Below are 19,319 nucleotides of genomic sequence, written 5' to 3'. Positions count from 1 at the left end.
TGTTTTTAATATAAAGGTTGTTCAATGCTGGCATTTTTAACAGAGTGGTACAAAACCCGTTTTAGCGATCCACAAGCCATTACCTTAATGTTTATTATTATTGGTATTGGTCTTGCGTTGTACTTTGGTGCCGGTTTACTTGCGCCTTTATTGGTTGCGTTGGTGTTAGCATTTTTACTTGAATGGCCTGTGGCGCAAATGTCACGTTTAGGCATTAGTCGAACGGCGGCAGCCTCTATCGTGTTAGTGGTATTTTTAGGCTTAATGCTGATTTTAATGTTGGGATTAGCACCCAGTATTTGGCGTCAGGGTGTGTCATTGGTAACCGATTTACCGTCAATGATTGATAAAGGCATGCTAATCGTTAGAGAGTTTAGTGCTGATTATCCGCAATTTATCAGTGCTCCACAGATAGACTCGATGATGGAAGAGATTAATAAGATGCTTGATACTCAGCACTTGTTAGACTTAGGTAAGCAGTTGTTAGGTTATTCTGCGTCATTATTAGTGTTGATGGTATACGCGATTTTAGTGCCATTACTGGTGTTTTTCTTCTTAAAAGACAAAGACCAATTAATGAAGGGCAGTAAGCGTTTTTTTCCCACAAATCGTGATTTAGCACGCAATGTTTGGTTTGAAATGGACCAGCAAATTTTTAACTATATCCGCGGTAAAGTCATTGAAATTGTAATTGTTGGCGTTGCGAGCTATATCTTCTTTGCCATTATGGGGCTGCGCTATTCTGCATTGTTAGGTGTACTTACTGGTTTGTCGGTATTGATACCGTATGTTGGTGCGACCTTAGTGACGCTACCCATCGCACTAGTGGCTTTTTTCCAGTGGGGATTTAGCCCTGAGTTTGGTTATTTGATGCTTGGTTACGGTATTATTCAGGCGTTAGACGGTAACGTATTAGTGCCTTTATTGTTCTCTGATGCGGTTGATTTACACCCTGTGGTGATTATCGCAGCGGTACTTGTGTTTGGCGGGCTGTGGGGCGTATGGGGGGTTTTCTTTGCGATTCCATTGGCATCGTTAGTCAAAGCGGTGATTAATGCCTGGCCTAATGATGTCGCACCTAAAGAGTCCTTTGATTACGAATAATCGATAGGATTTCTGCTGAATATTGCGCTATGAGTTAATTTACCGAGCATTATTTTAGTTAGCTCCAAGCATTTAGCTCCAAGCATTTAGGTTTAAGATTTAGCGCAGGGCTCCTATGACTTAGTTTCTAATGACTTAGCACCTAATGATTTAGCGACTTTGATTAAGCTACTATGAATGAGCACTTAGTGCTTCAATATCAAGAGTACTGCAATAAAAAAACGCTAGCCACTGCGAAGAGGCTAGCGTTTTTTTGTCTCTAATAAGCATTAGAACAGAGGCTCAAGATTAGCCATTAGGCTTACTGTCATCATCTTTTGTGTCTGACGGTTTGTCTGTGTCAGCGTTATTCTGATCTGGTGTCGCCTTGTTATCTTTTGGATCACCAAATTGTGGCATTTTAAATTTTGCTGAATACTTTAAAACCGCAATATTACTGGCAATAACACCAAGCACTAAGATAATAATCAACCAGACTTCGTAGCCTTCTAAACTCATGGGTTACTCCTTGGTAATGGTGTGTGTCGGTAGCATTTAATTTGCCGCTAAAATGCGCTCACATTTTTCAATATCGTCCGGCACGTCAACTTCAGGAGCGTTGTATTTACTGATAACGACTTTAATTTTATGGCCATTTTCTAATGCGCGTAATTGTTCTAGTTTTTCAATGTCTTCTAGTCTGCCTACTGGCAACTTAGCAAATGCATTAATGAAACGTTTGGTATAAGCATAAACGCCAATATGCTTATAAACAGGGTAGTCTTTAATGTCACGGCCAAAAGGAATGCGAGCTCGTGAAAAGTACAGGGCGTTGTAGTCGTTATCAAACACCACTTTAACGTGCATTGGGTCGTCTAACTCTTTCTCTTCGGTAATTTGAAAGCCCAACGTGGCCATTTCAAACTCGCCAGGGTGTTGTTGAAATAAACTCACCATTTGCTCAATAGAGCTTGGGTCGATTAACGGTTGGTCACCTTGTAGGTTAATCACTAAATCATCGTCACCTAAGCCTAGGCGCTCAATGGCATCGTTAATGCGATCTGTACCTGATGCGGCATCAGGGTCGGTCATGACGGCCTTGCCACCAAAGCCTTCTACGGTGTTTTTAATTCTGTCGTCATCGGTGGCAACGTAAATATTGTCGATGCCCTTAGCCAGTGCAGCGCGCTCGTAAACTCGCTGGATCATAGGTTTACCTGCAATAAGAGCCAGTGGTTTACCCGGGAAACGGCTTGAGCCATATCGTGCTGGGATGATGAGAGTCACGTTCATTAAATTAGCCCTACTGTTGTAGAAAATACCTATTGAGGATTTAGACTTATCCTCAATAACAGAATATGTTGTGCGTTAACCGCACTGATTTGCAGTGCCCTGATTAATTGCATTAGTTAAGCGCGTCGTAAGTTAAGCACGTAGGTTAAGCAATATGAGTAAGCAATACCGTTAATTATATACAAGGTAATATTTTAATCTGCCTCTTTCTCTTAGCGGCAGTCAATTGCGCGTTTACATGCTTAAAAAACAGCCTTGGGACAATAATAATACTTTTAATAATAAATATCTTAACACTTTTTAAGGCATTATTTAGGAAAACGAAGGCCTGCAAATAGCCGTCGAATATCTGACGACCATGCAGGCCTTTTGTTGTCGCGATTTGAGTCACTGTTTTACGGAATATTACGACCATGAATGCGGTCAATTGTGACATCTAAGTCGGTTAATAAACCATTGTTAATACCGTAAATCCAGCCATGGACGGCCACATCTTGACCGCTAGCCCAGGCTTCTTGAACAATATTGGTTGATACAACATTAGACACTTGTTCCATTACGTTGAGTTCACACAAACGGTCAAAACGTTGTTGTTCAGTCATGGGTTCAAGATCGGCCTGATGAATACGATGAACGTCGCGCAAATGGCCTAGCCAATTATCGATTAAGCCTAATCGCTCGTTCCCCATTGCGGCGCGAACACCACCACAGCCATAGTGGCCAACAACCATAATATGCTTAACTTTGAGTACATCAACTGCATATTGCAGTACCGATAAACAATTTAAATCGGTATGAATGACCATGTTGGCGATATTACGGTGAACAAATACTTCGCCCGGGAGTAGGTCAATAATTTGGTTTGAAGGTACTCGGCTATCTGAGCAGCCAATCCACAAGTATTCAGGATTTTGTTGCTTAGCTAGCTGTTCAAAAAAAGTAGGATCTTCTTTGTTGATCCGCTCTGCCCAACGGCGATTATTATCAAATAATGGTTTAAGGAGTTTCATTGGTGCTCGGATTATTCAGTATTTTGTCTGTCAGGATTTACAGACAATATGTCATTAAGTTACGAGTATATCAGCAATGTTTGCGGATCTGGTCTATCCATTAAGTGGATTAATTAAAATTCACTTTATTCAAAAAATCAATAAGATGCTGATTAAATAAATCGGCTTTTTCAATATTCGTTAAATGCCCAGCCTGTTCAATATGCAGCAATTGGCTGCCATCAATACAGTCGTGCATTAAGTAGCTTTCTAATGCGGTACGAAGGTAGCCATTTAGTCCTACGGCAACGAGTGTCGGTAAGGTTAAAGCCTCAACCGACTCTAAGGTATCGCGTTTAAAAATCGCCATATTGGCAAATTTAAGCAACGGGGCAATTTGTTGTGCGTTAATGGCAATTAACTGTTGCTCAAATGCTTTGATGGCTTGGGCTAGGGCGATATTGTGTTGACTAATTTCATTAGCGTCTTTACTGAAAAACAATTCAGTTAAGCTTGCAGCTAGCGCTACAGGAACCGCTTGGGCATTGGCCACTTGTGCCATAAAGCCTTGATATTTTATGCAGTTTACTTGTGGCTCAAAGCCAACAAAACTGTTTAGCATCACTAATGCATGTACGCGTGCTGGCGCCAGTAATGCCATTTCTGTGGCAATGGCTCCGCCGCTGCCATGGCCAACCACTGCAACATTGTTAATTGCAAGAGCATCAAGTAACCGTAAAACGTGTTTGGCAACATCTTGTAAACTATCGCAGCCTACGGGCAACGTTTGGCTTTGGCCGTGACCCCAAAAATCAATCGCAATACATCGGTATTGTGTCGATAACGCATCAATTTGCGCTTGCCACATGTGGCTGTTGGCTAATAAACCGTGACAAAACACCACCACTGGGCCGTGGCCTTTATCAATATAATGCAGCGGATGTTCGTCGATAATGATATTGGGTAACAAGGTTGGCATAACAGTTGGCTCATTTAATTAGGCGACACGCAGGCGTTAAGCCGGAGAGGGCGCGACATAAAATACATAGTGATTAACCAACTCGGTTAATCGTTCAATTAGCAGCGATTGTAATGATATTTCAGCATGAGACAACACCTTTGCCAGTTCATCTGCCTGAAACTGGCTGACGTAATCTTTGGCAATCGGAAAGTAACTTAAATGCCAGGGCTCAGGGCTTACGCCACTTTGTTGTGTTTGATAAGGAAAATAAAAACCATATTCAACCGCATGTTGTACAAGCCATTGGTGTAAAGCAAAACACGGGCCTGTTGCTTGGTATTCTGCGCTGACTAATTGCAGAGCGTGTTTACTGATCTGCTTAGCATCAAATACATCGACATCGGTGCCCCAATGGTGCCTTGACGCACCGGGTAGGGCAGACCAAATCAAAATAGTGTCGATAAGCTGTTGTTCAGACAATGATGCATAATCAATAGGTTGCGATGCTTTATCGAGCAAAGGTCGTGTACCTGAGGCTTTGGCATTCCAAATATGCACTTGACGTTCAAAAGGTCGATAAGCCGAACACAATTGCAAATCTATGCCGCTTTTTTTTGCAGCATTCTGCATTTTGCAAAACGCTGTAGCGGTATTTTTCTCAAGTAAATAATCCCCAACAGACACCATATGCTGGCCATCTAAGCCGTATAGCTTGAGTTGTTGTTGAGGAATATCGATGTTGAGTGGCGGTGTTACTTGCACAATAGTTTTTCCAAAATGCGCTCATAACAATTAGCTAATACTTCTAAGTCAGACACTTTTACACACTCATTCACTTTGTGAATAGTGGCATTAACCGGACCTAATTCAATCACCTGAGCCCCTGTTGGCGCAATAAAACGTCCATCTGAAGTGCCGCCAGTGGTTTGTGGATCGGTTTCATAACCAGTAACTTCACGTATGGCAGCACGTGTGGCTTCAAGCAGTGGACCATCACCGGTTAAAAAGGGCAAGCCATTGAAGACCCAATCAATATCGTAATCTAGGCCGTGGGCATCAAGAATATTAACCACGCGCTTTATCAATTCATCAGCGGTAACTTCAGTTGAATAACGGAAGTTAAACATCACTTTAAGATCGCCTGGGATCACATTCGATGCGCCGGTGCCGCCATTAATATTGGCAATTTGAAAACTGGTCGGTGGGAAAAACTCATTGCCATTGTCCCAATGCATTTGCGCTAACTCAGTTAATGCTGGTGTGGCTTTGTGAATGGGGTTATCGGCAAGGTGAGGGTAAGCCACATGACCTTGAATACCATTGACAGTTAAATTACCGGTTAAACTCCCTCGGCGACCATTTTTGACGATATCACCGAGTTTATGGGTCGATGATGGTTCGCCCACAAGTGCCCAGGTGATCTTTTCATTGCGAGCTTCCAGCGTATCAATAACGCGAGTGGTGCCATTAATAAACGGGCCTTCTTCGTCACTGGTGATTAAATAGGTAATCGAACCATTATGGTCGGGATGCTTTGCGACAAAACGCTCGGTGGCCACAATCATGGCCGCTAAGGAGCCTTTCATGTCGGCAGCGCCACGCCCATGGATATAATCGTCAATAATGGTGGGTTCAAAAGGGGGGGTATGCCAACGGTTTAAGTCACCGGTTGGGACCACATCTGTGTGGCCAGCAAAGCAAAATACGGGATTACCTTTACCGCGTCTAGCCCACATATTGGTAGTGTCTTCAAAAACCATCGGTTCAATATCAAATCCAATGGCAGCTAAGCGTTTAGCCATCAATGTTTGACAACCTTCGTCAAGCGGGGTGACCGATGGACGAGAAATTAACTCTTTTGTTAATTCAACAACATCATTATTATTCATTATGCGAACCACGCTTGGTATTGCTCAGCTTTAAACCCAACCAGAATGTTTTCTTGATTGACCAGAACTGGACGTTTTATGAGAGTAGGGTATTGCACCATAAGCGCGATGGCTTTGTCTTGGGTGATGTCTGTTTTTTCTGCATCGCTTAATCCACGAAAACTGGTACTGCGTTTATTAAATAATGTTTCCCAGCCGACAATATTGGCCCATTGACTCACGGTATCAGCCGTTAAACCATCATCACGAAAATCATGAAAGGTGTAATCAATCTTTTCTGCTTCCAACCATTTACGTGCTTTACGCACTGTATCGCAATTTTTAATGCCGTATAAAGTCAAAGGTGGGCTCCCTTTTATCGGTTAAATTTTATGTGTCGAGTTTGCCGAATGAACCCTGTAATCAATAAGCAATACTTCAGCCCATGAGGCTTTAATGAAATAAGGCAATGACAACTAAGGTAATGACAATAGAGGTAATGACAACATTGTGGCATTGAGTTGCAGCTTGAACAAGGGTAATGCAGGCATTTGAATAGATTTCATAAAATGCAAGCTGAGGTTGCTTGCATCTTAGTCAATCTTGGTGGCAAAAAATGTAAAAGTGAGGATGAAATTTGATTACATTTGAACGGTAAAAATCACGTCTTTACCTGCAATAACACTGCCTTGGGCTTTGTCTAATTTGATCACATCTTCCATGTTTGCCAGTACCACAGGAGTGAGTAAACTTTCGACATTGTCGCGTAAAAAGGCTAAGTCAAATGACAGAATAGGTTGACCCGCTTTAACCTGTTGGCCTTCTTCAGCTAAGCGTTTAAAGCCTTTGCCTCTTAGCTCAACTGTGCCCACACCAAAGTGGACAAATAGTTCAAGACCTTGCGGAGACTCAATACTAAAGGCGTGGTTGGTTTCAAATATTTTACCTATGGTGCCGTCAATGGGGGCAACAATAAATTCGCCTTTAGGATCGATGGCAATACCATCGCCAACGATTTTTTCAGCAAAAACGACATCTGGTACTCTTTCAATTGGCACAATATCACCCGATACCGGAGCCAAAATAGCAATGCCGCCAGTTAATTGCGGTTGGCCTGAAATAAGTCGTCGAATACGGCTTAAAAATCCCATATGAAAAGCCCCTTTTATTAATATTTTTATGTGTTTAATTGTAAACAGCTCTGGCAACTTTACCAGTTTTAATTGTAATTAATAGTGCTGATAGCCGCGCGGATATCATCTATACGCGTTAATGCCGATACCGTTTGTGCATGTTTAACAAAATCTTGATACCGGCCTTGTACTAGCACGGCTTTCACTTCGAGTAAGTTAGTCGGATTAATACTGATTTCATCTAAGCCTAGGCCGACCAATAACGGTAAGACTTGCGGATCGCTGCCAAGTTCACCACATAAAGAGACTTTAACCTTGGCGTGTTTACAGAATTGAATCGTCATTGCAATTAACTGGATTACCGCCGGTGATAACGCAGGATACAGCTTGGCTAAATGTGGATTCGTCCTGTCTGCGGCCAGGGTGTATTGAGTTAAATCGTTGGTGCCAATACTAACGAAATCAAGCAAAGATAACATACTGGGCAGGTTAAACACTGCAGCAGGTGTTTCAACCACAATCCCTAAGCTTAGCTCACCAAAGCCTTTTTCTTGTTCAATTAATTGTGCTTTAGCTTGTTCAATTAATGCTAATGCGCCTTCAAGTTCTTCAATTTGACTCACCATTGGGAACATTAATCTGATTTGACCATGATTGGCGGCGCGCAGAACGGCTTTAACTTGGGTAATAAAGGTGTTTGGGTGTGCCAGGCTATAACGGATCCCACGTATACCCAGTGCTGGGTTATCTTCTTGAGTTTGTTGTAAATAGGGGATCTCTTTATCGGCACCAATATCGAAAGTGCGAATAGACAAGACTTGTCCTTGCAAGCTGTGCAGGGCATCGCAATACAGTTTGTACTGCTGTTGTTCATCCGGCAATGCTTTGGCGTTCATCAACAAAAACTCAGTTCGAAACAAACCAATACCTTGAGCACCTACATCAGTAACATGAGATATTTCACTTAAATTACCGACGTTTGCCAGCAAGGTAATTGCGTGGCCATCAAGAGTGACGCTGGGTTTATCTTTATATGCTGTCAACGCTTGCCGACGTTGTTTTTCCTGTTGTTGTTTTTGCTGTAATTGCTCAAATTCCGCCTCGGTTGGCGCAATATGCAGCTCGCCAGACATACCATCTAATACCAGTTGTTCACCATCTTTAATTTTTACAGGACGTTGTGAAAACTGATAATTGAGCAGTGCTGGAATACCCGCAGCACGCGCTAAAATGGCTGTATGGCTGGTGAGCCCGCCTGTTTGTAACACGATGCCGGTAATGTGTTTCAGCGGTAAAATGGCAAATTCGGCAGGGGTTAAATCGTCTGCTAATAAAATAGTGTCTTCAGTGAGGGTTGATAAATCCCACTGTAAATGACCATGCATTGCGCTTGTTAATCGCTTAGCCAAGCACAAAATATCGTTACTGCGATTAGCAAGGTATGGGTCATCTAACTCAGCTAGTTCAGCGGCTTGCTGATTAAATACTCTATCAATCGCTACCGCCGCACACACTTTAAACTGCTTGATATGTTGCAGTAGTTCTTGCTGTAATTCTTCATCTTCGAGCAACATAATATCAGCATCAATCAGCTGAAAATTTTCACACTCTTGGCACAAATGACGTTGGCAATGTTGTAAATGGTGGATGAGCAGTTCAATGGCATGGGTTAATTGTTGCTGTTGTAGGCTTATTTGTTCTGCACTGAGCAGTTTAAAGTCTAATGGCGGCATGTGCGAGGTCATGGTTAATGCCTTACCAAATGCAATGCCTGCAGAAACCACAATTCCATTGAATGACATAAACAATCCTTTAACTGAGGGTGATCAGCAAAGAGGCAACTTTATCGACTGCAGCTTGCGCTTGTTCTCCAGTGGCAAATACGGTAACAGACACGCCTTGGTATAGCCCTAATGTCTGTAATTTGAATAAACTTTTCGCACTGGCTTGTTTGCCATTGCACTCTACCATCACGTCGCATGCAAATGTTTTCGCTTCTTTAACTAATAACGCAGCAGGGCGAGTGTGAATGCCATGAGGTGCGACAATCGTAACCGTTTTTTGATACATAGAGAAAATACTCATTAATGAATGACAACTAAATACTCATTTAACGCTATATTTCAGATGTTTATATTGTTACTACCGTGTTGGCACACCGTGGTAAACAAGGCTGAAATACCAAGGTATTCTATCTGAAGCGCTTAATATACCCTAAAGTGTGCAGGGCTAAAAGTGATGCCAAGCGCAAAGTCTGTCGCGGTGTGGTGTAGGAGATGAATCGTTATGCCAGTTAGGCAAATGGCTAGCATAACGATTTACAGGATTATATTTTAAATTGACCTAAAGTATGGCTCATGTCTTTGCTGACAGTTTGTAATGACTGCGCAGCGTGTGCATGGGTTTCATTGGCGCTCAGTGATAACTCCGTCAGTTCTGAAATGGTCGTGACATTACGGTTAATATCTTCAGTCACCAGCGCTTGTTCTTCCGTTGCACTGGCTAACTGCGCGGTCATATTACTGATATTGTCGATAAGCGCTAAAATCTCCACGATGGCGTCGCTAGATTGAATCGCTTTAGTTTGTAATTGCGATGACTGTTGTTGAGTATGGGTATTACTGTCAATAACCGATTGAATGCCGTGCTGAATTTGATTAATAATTTTATTGATTTCATTGGTTGATGATTGAGTGCGGTTGGCTAATGCGCGCACTTCATCGGCAACCACGGCGAACCCACGCCCATGTTCACCTGCTCGCGCGGCTTCAATTGCCGCATTAAGAGCTAATAGATTAGTTTGGTCAGCAATGCTGCCAATAACATCCAAGATACTGCCAATTTCTGCCGATGATTGGCTTAAACTTAAGGTGACTTTTTCAGACTGTTTTAACTCGCTCACTAAGCTGTCTGTGTGCTCAACTGTTTGACGCATTAGCTGCTGATTTTGCAAAGCTTGGTGTTTAGCATTATTAGCGCCTTGTGCGGCATCTTGGGTATTACGTGCCATTTCTTGGCTAGTGGACAACATTTGATTAATGGCAGTGGCAACGCTTTGAGTTTCATTGTTTACTTGGTTTGCGCTTTGATTCGATTCGGTAACCGTATTGAGTAAATGAAGTGCCTCATCTTGTAAATTGACACCCAACGGCTGTAAATGGGCAACCATGTCGGCTATTTTGATCACAAATTGATTAAATTCATGGGCCATTTGGGCCACTTCATCATTGCCCTGTGTCGATAAGCGTTGGGTAAGATCGCCTTCGCCTTTAGCAATTTGCTCCATTGCGTGAATCGCCGTTTTTAAGGGTTGGGTAATCGAGTGATTCAATAATAAAAAGAAGGCAAAAATAGGCACCGAAATAATCATCATGATAATTAAATAATCAATAATAATGCCGGTCATGCTTTGGTTAACATCCTGTAAACTTGCACGAGTGATGAGTGTCCAACGATGGCTAGGGAAATAAGTTGCGGCTGTTAACACCGTTTGAGCACTATTGCCTACGGTGTTAATGGTCAATTGTGTATGAGTGACGGCTTGCTTAGCATCGGTTAACAGTTGATTAAAAATACGACTATTGTCGCCGCTTGCTAACGCATTAACTGACTGACCCACATTAGTAGAGTTTGCACTGTCAATTAATACACGCTGTTGTTCATCGACGACCCATAAGCCTACATGATCAGTAAAGTGTATTTCACTAATAAGCGCTAATAATTCCGGGTTAGATAATGGCTGATGCTGTTGCATCGCCTCAAGGCTACTGTTAAGTAGTGACACTTGAGCAGTTACTTGCTGTTGCTTTTGTTCGACTAAATGATTGTATTGTTCTTTAACGGAAAAAGTGCCAAAGACCACAGTACCAATCGCCGCGAGAATAAGCATAATGAAAAGTCGTTTCAAAATGGTTAAACGTCTTAATAATTCAATCATTTATAGTCCTAAAGTACATATCCATATAGCGTGCTCGAATTATAATGGCATTGTGAAAAAAATTAACGATTAATGTGTGTTTTTGTGAGCAAACAACGCTTATTTACAATTGTACGGCGTGAGTAAATAGCTTTTGAAAAGTATATGTATATCATGCGGTTAATCACATTTATGATATATTTGATGATAAAACATGCTAATCAATTGTTTTAATTTTGATTTTTTTACGTTTTACCCGCAAGATTAGCCTAAATAACGAAAAGGTATCTAAGCCATGAATTCTTCTAACGCAGTTAACAACGACGACATTCTTTTAAAACTATGCCATTCAGTTTCTCATGTATTGTCGAGTGCTAGCGCAAGCCGAGTTAGCCATGCTGGCATGGTGCAAAGCATTTCTCGCACACGCTTAAAGCCTGATTTAGGCTGCTTTTCAATTTTTGATGGCGGGTTTTCCGGTCTTGTTGTTATCAATTTTTCAGCCGATGCCGCCATTGAGATATATCGTCGTTACATGATTAACATGGGCATGCCAGAGTCTGAATTGGCTTTTTCTCACACGTCAGATGATGTCAGTAATGTGATGGGCGAGTTGATGAACCAAATTTTGGGCGATTTTATTGGTAAAATCTCGAAAGAGTTACAAACTTCTATAACTCAAAGCCAGCCGAAAATGTTAACCATTAATAAAGAGTTAACCATATCGGTAGACACTAACCTTGATAATGCTGTGGCAAGGCGCGTGTCATTTAAAACTGAAAGTAATCATATTTTCTACCTTGAATTTGCCATGGATCAAACCGAGTTTATTCGTTCGGCCGATTTTGAAATGGACGAAGAGTTTGACCCAGATTCGCTAATCGAAGCGCACCGTAAGACTATGTCTACAGAGCCTAGTCAATCTAAAGACGTGCTAAGCGATCCCAATGTAAAAGGGATAGTAGTTGACGATGCTGATGATTTACTCAGTGAGCTGGGTTTATAGTTAACTAAATGCAATAACAATAAAAAGGTGATGGATAACAATGACCTCAAAAGCGACCTCTATTGATATCGCATATAAGGCCGGCGTGTCGCAATCGACAGTGTCTAGAGCATTACGAAACAGCCCATTGGTGAATTTAGAAACTCGCCAGCGTATTCAAGCCATTGCCAAAGAGCTTAATTATAAAGTCGATAAAAATGCCAGTAATTTGCGCACCCAAAACAGTCTTACATTAGCCTTGTTGATTTGTGAAGATCCCACAAACGACGACTCAATGATCAATCCGTTCTTTCTATCCATGCTTGGGTCTATTACGCGTGCAACAGCACGGCAAGGCTATGATTTATTAGTGTCTTTTCAACAATTGTCGACGGATTGGCACGCCGATTACGAAGACAGTAATAAAGCAGACGGCATTATTTTACTCGGCTATGGCGATTACATGGACTACGCCCATAAGCTGGATACCTTGATTGAAAAAAATACCCACTTTGTGATTTGGGGCGCCGAGCAGCACAATAAAGCCGTGTTATCGATTGGTTGCGACAATCACCAGGGAGGCGTTATAGCCACTGAACATTTATTAACTCTTGGTCACAGACATATTGCATTTTTAGGTGATGCCTCAGGGCACAGCCCAGAATTTCGTGACCGTTATTTAGGGCATGTTGATGCGTTAACTGCTGCGGGAATTAATGCCAATAAACAGTTATTGCATCACGCGATTAATACCGAGGCTTCAGGGTATGAGGCTGCTATTGCCTTGCTTGATAGTGATGTTCAATTTGAAGCGATTTTTACTGCCAGTGATCTGATTGCTATTGGTGCAATACGTGCGTTAAAAAAGCGCGGTGTGTTAGTGCCTGAGCAGGTTGCTGTAGTGGGGTATGACGATATTCCGGTTGCCAGTTTTGCCAATCCAGCATTAACCACAGTAAAACAAGATACTCAATTTGCGGGTGAGATTTTAGTTGAAAGTGTGTTGAAATTAATCCGTGGGGAAGAAGTCAGTCAGCGGTTAATTCAAACCAGCTTAGTGGTTCGCAGCTCATGCGGTGCTAACGTTGACGAATAAGCGAGCCGTTGTTAACGATTGATAACGGCTAAAAAACACAATAAATATATAGCATCACACCCACTCTTTTTTATTGATAAAGGACACAAGCAATTATGGCAGGCGCCAGTTTATTAACCTTGTTAGATGATATCGCAACAATTCTTGACGACGTAGCAGCAATGAGTAAAGTTGCCGCACGCAAAACCGCAGGGGTACTTGGCGATGATTTAGCCTTAAACGCCCAACAAGTGTCAGGTGTAGCCTCAGAACGTGAATTACCTGTGGTCTATGCGGTTGCCAAAGGCTCATTTCGTAATAAGTTAATCCTGGTGCCACTTGCGTTATTGATCAGTGCCTTTATTCCCTGGGCCATTACGCCGTTGTTGATGTTTGGTGGCTTATTTTTATGCTATGAAGGCTTTGAAAAAGTTTATCATTCGATGATGCACAAAAAGGCTGCACCAGCTGACGATGAAACCATTGTTGCTAAAGGTAAAGCTGACATTGACGATTTAGCGGCATTTGAAAAAGACAAAATCAAAGGTGCCATTCGTACCGATTTTGTATTGTCAGCTGAAATTATTGCCATTAGCCTAGGTGTTGCCGCTCACATGGATTTAATGGGCCAATTTTTAACGTTATCGGTTATTGCTATTATCATGACGGTTGGCGTATATGGCCTAGTCGCTGGCATTGTCAAAATTGACGATTTAGGTTTATACCTTGCCAAACGTAAAGCCGAAGGCTTAGGACACAATATTGGCTTAATGCTGGTGTCTGCTGCGCCTTATTTAATGAAAATACTCACCGTAGTTGGCACCATTGCCATGTTTATGGTTGGCGGAGGGATTTTAACGCACGGCATTCATGTGGTGTTTGAATGGATAGAGCATGCGGCAGTGGTTGTTGAGCAAATCAATGTTGTCGGTGGCTTTTTAGGGATGTTAACCCCAAGTCTACTCAATGCACTATTTGGTGTGGTTGCTGGCGGTTTAGCGGTATTATTGATGAATGGTGTGATGAAATTAATGCCATCAAAAGGTTAACGCTGTAGCGTTAAAGCGCTTAATTTGTAAACATTATTTAGTTTGATAGCACATTAAAGATGTAAATGAACGATGAAAAAAAAGAGCAGGGGCATTGACCCTGCTCTTTTTTGTTTTAAGGATGTAGATAATTTAAGCGGTTAAATTGTCGTTATCAGTAAAGTTTGGCTCAGCTTTTGGATTTGGGCCGTATTCGTTGTCATCTTTACTGTTAAAGCACATGACTACAAGCAGAATTAATACACCTAGGAATGGGATTAATATCAACAGTAACCACCATCCTGAATGATCAGTGTCATGTAAGCGGCGCACACTAACGGCAATACTTGGGATCATGATAGCGAGTGAGTATATTGAGCTTAATGCTCCAGCACCAAAAGCGTCATTGTACATACCCGTACCCATGTCTATCAGCGTCAGAACGATGCTGATCACGGCACTGATTAGTCCAAACATCCAATATTCTTTACGACGCGCGCGACCTTTAAAATCGAAATACTGTTTTAAAACCTTTAAATACCAATCCATTCGTTGTTCCTTAACGTTAACTTTTTTTAATCTGATGTATTTGTAACAAGATAGTGTTGAATTAACAAGGTTTTGTTTAAGTGAATGGCAAAAATAAAGCCATTGATATTCACAATGGCTTTATTTAATAGTTCATCAGATAGGTGTTATTAAAAAGACTTATTGAGCCAGCTGCTGTTTCACCACAGGGTAAAAGTCCCATACTTGCTCATCGGTCATTGAACGCACCAATTTAACGTATTCTGCATGAGTCCAGGCCAAAGGCGTTGCTGAGTTAGTACCATCACCCATTTTATAATCATAACGTGTTGGGTTACCGACACCGTCCCACGCTTGCTCTGGTAACATTAACCCTTGGTTTGCAAAGGTTTCCATGCCTTGCACGTAGGTGTTAATCAAAGCTTTTTTACTGTCAGGGGTTAAATTGCCTTCAGATCTAGCAAGTGCTAACTCGTAATGGCCGCGCTCGCCGGTAAAGAAGGGCCATACACGGCCGCGTTGATCTTCTGTATTGCCTTTTTCGGCATAGCTTAGGCCTGTGACAGTATCCTCGCCGTAGCCGTCGTTACCGTAACGGCGATAACCCGGTACTTTACTGCCATCTTTAGCAGTAAACTCATACTTAACTCGTAAGTTATCTTCAAGCTGTTGATTATCAATAAGCATTACGCTGTTTTTAATGACAGGGTCTTGCGCATCAACCACACCATAACGCACTAACTCTAAAAAGCCGCCGTCTAAAATTAGCCGTTGATCTAAGCCTGGCTTACCGTTGTTATCTAATAAGTTATCAGTGGTATTTGGGTTGCCATTAGGACTAATACGCACGTAATAAGGAGCCGTATTACCCTCGGTATTTGCCGCTTCTGTGGTATTAAGCAAGCCGTTAGTGGTGACCATGGTTGTTTCAAGCTGACGTTGCAATTTAGTGGCAAGCTCACGGTATTCACTTGCTTGTGGATCTTTGGCCAACTCAGCTAAATCACTTGCGGCCACTAACCCTGAAATGACGGCAGCGGTTGTCGAAGGCGAAAAGCCTGCCTGTTCTTCCCAACGTTCTTGTTGGGTGCTTGGCGGAGTAATTTCGGTGTCATTCCAATCGAGTTTTACCTTGCCACCGCTTACCAAAAAGTCAGCGGCAGGTTTTAGCATGTCTTTATACCAAGTGGTGATCTCTGCATCTGTTAACACGCCAGCTTGCCACAGTTTCCAACCGAGCATAATTGGCATTGCGGTTTGGTCTAACTGCACGCCAACCCATTCGATTTCGCCATCAACGTGGGTTTTCTGTAAAAACCAACCTGGGGTGCCGGAAAAGCCTAGGGTTTGCTGATTAACCTGAACTTTCTTTAAATACTCAAATGCCACTTTAGGTGTTTGAGTATCGCCCATGGCCAAAAATGCCATGGCGCATTGGTAAAAGTCGCGTGGCCATACCGCTTTATAACCCGTACTGCCTACTTTTGCTGATACAGTGTCGCCCCAAGGGTTTGATAAGGATGCGATTAGCGCGCCTGCATGAGTTTTATCTTCTTGTGCTTTGAGCACGAGTGCACTGGCATACAGCAGTTTGCCGTTATCTGTGGTGTTAGCGCTCATGTCGTTTATTGGCGCTAAAGAGCCAAGGTAGTCTTTCCAACCTATATGGCTGTCATCGCCTAAATAAGCCTGCTTAACGGCATCGTATCCGGCATCTAATGTGGCTTGTGCTGTGGCTAAGCTGCTGGTTTTGTCTTTACCAAAGCCGATGGCAAGATTAAAGCTTAAGCTATCATTGGCATTTGAAAGGGTAGGGTATTGAGCCGTTAACGCAACGTTGCCGCCTTGATTATTATCGCTGGTGGTTTGGTACAGAGAATCAAGTTTACCGTTGTCTTGTAAATCGATAATCCCGTCTGATGTGCCCACAAATCCTACACTTGCGTGGACAAAATCAACATCGGTTTTAATGGTCATCACCGTTGAGTTTGCCTCATTGGTGTGCGCTACCAGCGCTTGGCCATCAACGAAGGCAATATCATTTGCACCGCTATTATCGATATGTGGGTTAACGTACAAGTGTGGGGTAATTCCGGCTTCAAAAGCGGTAAAAGTCACGTTCATCATTAAGCTATTTCTATCAGGATCAGTAAAAATATGCTTTTCGATTTGGTATTTGCCTTCCACGTCTTTATTAATAATCTTATACGCAAGCGACAATGGTCGGCCTTGTTCGTCGGTGTCGAGGTATTCGATGGTACTGATGGTGTTGTCTTTTTCTGTATCAACAAAACCATTGCCGCTGATGATAAATTGAAGCTCTTTTAATTGTGCATTATGAATAAGGCCAAACATGGTTTCGGTGAGTATGCCCTGGGCAACAGAAAACCATACTTTACTGACAGGATTTGTGGCCTGGTCTTGATATTGACCATTGATATAGGGCTCATATGATGTGCCAATACCGGTTTTCCCAGAGAATGCCCACGTAGGCTCAATACCCGGTGCGCCCGGCGCGACAACACTTAAAGGTGCAGTTGTTGGTAACACTTCAACCTTTGTTGATGTGTCTGCGGGTGAACACCCACTTAATACCAGGCCGAATAAGCTTGCCGTTATGGCACTCGAAATTGCACTACGGTGTGAGTGTGGCTTTAACATAAACTTCCCCAAAAATGTTGTCTGTGACGATGACAGATCACTGTTATTGTTTTGTATTTAATAAACGGTTAATTGATTTAGTTATCTTGTTTTACAAACAGTACGGCAATGCCCGACACCATCATAAATACGCCGCCCAAAACCAGGGCGTAAATTGGCTGACCGTCAAAAAAGACTTTTAACAACAAGCCTAAAATACTGGCCGCAAGTAGCTGAGGGATAACAATGAAAAAGTTAAAAATCCCTAAATACACCCCCATTTTTTTAGCGGGTAACGCAGACGACAACATGGCGTAGGGCACAGACAAAATAGAGGCCCAGGCAAAGCCAACACCAACCATGGGGATCCACAATTGATTCGGGTTTTCAATAAACATAAAGCTGATAAGTCCCAGTCCACCCAAAAACATATTGATGGTGTGGGTTAGTCTAATGCCGACAGCTTTGGCTAAAAAGGGAATAATGATGGCGGCAATTGCGGCAAAACCGTTGTATGAGGCGAATAACATTCCCACCCAATCAGCACCGTCGTTATACGCCTGGCTAAGCACGTCGCTGGTTGCGTAATGGTGTGAGGTCACGGCCGCGGTGGTGTAAATCCACATGGCAAAGAGGGCAAACCAGGCAAAAAACTGCACTACAGCTAATTGCTGCATGGCTTTTGGCATATGGAACAAATCATCGACCACATTAAACAACATGCCAAAGTTTTTGCGTTGCACGCTTGTATTGTTTGCTTGAGTGAGTTTACGGGCACAAAACAGTTGCAGAGGCCCAAAAGCAAAAATACCAATACTGAGAATATAAAGCTGTTTATCAAGATCTTGAATGACAATGGCTGCGGTAAATATGGCGCCAATGAGCATCCAAATAATACCACCGTTTTGATACTGTTTACTGGTGCGGCTGTTGGTATTTTCTGCTGTGTCAACATGGTTGGCATGTTGCTCAAACGAGGCTAACTCTTCAGGTGAATACTCTTTACTTGAAACAATAGTCCAACCCACCGCGACAAACAAAACCGCACCGCCAAAATAGAATGAATAGCGCACTGAATCTGCAATTTCACCTGCTGCAGCGGTATTGGCTACGTCAAACACGTTGGTTAACATATATGGCATGGCAGAAGCGACAACGGCGCCTATGCCAATAAAAAAGCTTTGCATTGCGTACCCTTGGGTACGTTGATTTTTAGGTAAGTTGTCACCAACAAAGGCACGAAATGGCTCCATAGCGATATTGATTGATGCGTCCATAATCCACAACATGCCCGCAGCAATCCACAGGGTAGGTGAGTGAGGCATAATAAACAGTGACAATGTGGTTAACACTGCACCAATTAAAAAATAAGGACGACGACGGCCAAGGGCATTCCAGGTGTTATCACTCATGTAACCAATAATGGGCTGCACAATTAAGCCTGTAAGCGGCGCGGCAATCCATAAAATAGGAATGTCGTCGATGGCAGCACCTAAGGTTTGAAAAATACGACTGACATTGGCATTTTGTAGGGCAAAACCAAATTGAATCCCCAAAAAACCAAAGCACATATTAAAGATTTGCCAAAAGCTGAGCTGTGGCTGTTGAGTCACTTTATGATGATTTTCCGCAGACATGTTATATCCCTTATTATCAGTCGCTATGCTGATTTTTTATTATTACTTTTAATGATGCTACGTGGCTCTTAAGTTTGCCAGATACAAACTTGAGATAATGGTGTCATAAAAAATGGCGAATACGCATCTCCCTAAGACAAGTATTCGCCAAGACCTAAGCTCTATCGATGGCTTATTTTCCTA

18 protein-coding genes are annotated in these 19,319 nt (G+C 42.4%); 4 read left to right on the top strand and 14 right to left on the bottom strand.

Annotation, left to right across the window (positions count from 1 at the left end):
* The first annotated feature begins 24 nt into the window (after positions 1 to 24).
* Positions 25 to 1,104: an AI-2E family transporter gene (locus AC19MX_RS15040; protein ID WP_498299113.1), complete on the top strand. Its 1,080-nt coding sequence runs from the start codon at positions 25 to 27 to the stop codon at positions 1,102 to 1,104.
* Between the two features lie 288 nt (positions 1,105 to 1,392).
* Here AC19MX_RS15040 and AC19MX_RS15035 read toward each other — a convergent pair whose 3' ends face one another.
* From AC19MX_RS15035 to AC19MX_RS14985, 11 genes are all read right to left on the bottom strand, one after another.
* The gene (locus AC19MX_RS15035) at positions 1,393 to 1,602 is read right to left on the bottom strand and encodes a DUF2897 family protein (protein ID WP_432399565.1); all 210 of its coding nucleotides are present in this window, start codon (positions 1,600 to 1,602) and stop codon (positions 1,393 to 1,395) included.
* Between the two features lie 36 nt (positions 1,603 to 1,638).
* Positions 1,639 to 2,376: a 3-deoxy-manno-octulosonate cytidylyltransferase gene (kdsB, locus tag AC19MX_RS15030; protein ID WP_432399564.1), complete on the bottom strand. Its 738-nt coding sequence runs from the start codon at positions 2,374 to 2,376 to the stop codon at positions 1,639 to 1,641.
* Between the two features lie 395 nt (positions 2,377 to 2,771).
* Complete coding sequence (can, locus tag AC19MX_RS15025) at positions 2,772 to 3,386, bottom strand: carbonate dehydratase (protein WP_498299112.1); 615 nt, start codon at positions 3,384 to 3,386, stop codon at positions 2,772 to 2,774.
* Between the two features lie 109 nt (positions 3,387 to 3,495).
* Positions 3,496 to 4,344, bottom strand: a complete 849-nt coding sequence (locus AC19MX_RS15020) for an alpha/beta fold hydrolase (RefSeq protein ID WP_498299111.1) — start codon at positions 4,342 to 4,344, stop codon at positions 3,496 to 3,498.
* Between the two features lie 36 nt (positions 4,345 to 4,380).
* A complete protein-coding gene (locus AC19MX_RS15015) occupies positions 4,381 to 5,013 on the bottom strand; it encodes a M15 family metallopeptidase (RefSeq protein WP_498299161.1) in 633 nt (210 codons plus the stop codon).
* A gap of 65 nt (positions 5,014 to 5,078) precedes the next feature.
* The gene (dapE, locus tag AC19MX_RS15010; protein WP_498299110.1) at positions 5,079 to 6,215 is read right to left on the bottom strand and encodes a succinyl-diaminopimelate desuccinylase; all 1,137 of its coding nucleotides are present in this window, start codon (positions 6,213 to 6,215) and stop codon (positions 5,079 to 5,081) included.
* Entirely contained in the window at positions 6,215 to 6,556 is a 342-nt protein-coding gene (locus AC19MX_RS15005) for an ArsC family reductase (protein WP_498299109.1), read from the bottom strand. The genes dapE and AC19MX_RS15005 overlap by 1 nt, the downstream gene beginning before the upstream one ends.
* 279 nt (positions 6,557 to 6,835) lie before the next feature.
* Positions 6,836 to 7,345, bottom strand: a complete 510-nt coding sequence (gene crr / locus AC19MX_RS15000; RefSeq protein ID WP_498299108.1) for a PTS glucose transporter subunit IIA — start codon at positions 7,343 to 7,345, stop codon at positions 6,836 to 6,838.
* A 68-nt stretch (positions 7,346 to 7,413) separates the two neighbouring features.
* Complete coding sequence (gene ptsP, locus AC19MX_RS14995; RefSeq protein WP_498299107.1) at positions 7,414 to 9,129, bottom strand: phosphoenolpyruvate--protein phosphotransferase; 1,716 nt, start codon at positions 9,127 to 9,129, stop codon at positions 7,414 to 7,416.
* A 10-nt stretch (positions 9,130 to 9,139) separates the two neighbouring features.
* Positions 9,140 to 9,397 (bottom strand): HPr family phosphocarrier protein, encoded by a 258-nt coding sequence (locus tag AC19MX_RS14990; RefSeq protein ID WP_498299106.1) that lies wholly within the window; start codon positions 9,395 to 9,397, stop codon positions 9,140 to 9,142.
* A gap of 256 nt (positions 9,398 to 9,653) precedes the next feature.
* Positions 9,654 to 11,264 carry a methyl-accepting chemotaxis protein gene (locus AC19MX_RS14985; protein WP_498299105.1) on the bottom strand — a complete coding sequence of 537 codons (1,611 nt, stop codon included), beginning with the start codon at positions 11,262 to 11,264 and terminating at the stop codon, positions 9,654 to 9,656.
* A gap of 274 nt (positions 11,265 to 11,538) precedes the next feature.
* Here AC19MX_RS14985 and AC19MX_RS14980 point away from each other — a divergent pair, with 274 nt between their 5' ends.
* The 3 genes from AC19MX_RS14980 to AC19MX_RS14970 all read left to right on the top strand — a co-directional run bounded on the left by AC19MX_RS14980 (position 11,539) and on the right by AC19MX_RS14970 (position 14,352).
* The gene (locus AC19MX_RS14980; RefSeq protein ID WP_498299104.1) at positions 11,539 to 12,249 is read left to right on the top strand and encodes a DUF3334 family protein; all 711 of its coding nucleotides are present in this window, start codon (positions 11,539 to 11,541) and stop codon (positions 12,247 to 12,249) included.
* Between the two features lie 40 nt (positions 12,250 to 12,289).
* Positions 12,290 to 13,324 (top strand): LacI family DNA-binding transcriptional regulator, encoded by a 1,035-nt coding sequence (locus tag AC19MX_RS14975; protein ID WP_498299103.1) that lies wholly within the window; start codon positions 12,290 to 12,292, stop codon positions 13,322 to 13,324.
* A gap of 95 nt (positions 13,325 to 13,419) precedes the next feature.
* The gene (locus tag AC19MX_RS14970) at positions 13,420 to 14,352 is read left to right on the top strand and encodes a DUF808 domain-containing protein (RefSeq protein WP_498299102.1); all 933 of its coding nucleotides are present in this window, start codon (positions 13,420 to 13,422) and stop codon (positions 14,350 to 14,352) included.
* Positions 14,353 to 14,484: 132 nt separating this feature from the next.
* Here the strand turns inward: AC19MX_RS14970 and AC19MX_RS14965 are convergent, their stop codons facing one another.
* The 3 genes from AC19MX_RS14965 to AC19MX_RS14955 all read right to left on the bottom strand — a co-directional run bounded on the left by AC19MX_RS14965 (position 14,485) and on the right by AC19MX_RS14955 (position 19,136).
* Complete coding sequence (locus AC19MX_RS14965; RefSeq protein ID WP_432399551.1) at positions 14,485 to 14,880, bottom strand: DUF805 domain-containing protein; 396 nt, start codon at positions 14,878 to 14,880, stop codon at positions 14,485 to 14,487.
* A gap of 159 nt (positions 14,881 to 15,039) precedes the next feature.
* Positions 15,040 to 17,520: a glucan 1,4-alpha-glucosidase gene (locus tag AC19MX_RS14960; protein ID WP_498299101.1), complete on the bottom strand. Its 2,481-nt coding sequence runs from the start codon at positions 17,518 to 17,520 to the stop codon at positions 15,040 to 15,042.
* 77 nt (positions 17,521 to 17,597) lie between these two features.
* Entirely contained in the window at positions 17,598 to 19,136 is a 1,539-nt protein-coding gene (locus AC19MX_RS14955; protein ID WP_498299100.1) for an MFS transporter, read from the bottom strand.
* Positions 19,137 to 19,319 lie beyond the last annotated feature (183 nt).

Source organism: Shewanella sp. MF05956, from assembly GCF_059758055.1.
This window is presented reverse-complemented; position numbering and strand designations above follow the sequence as displayed.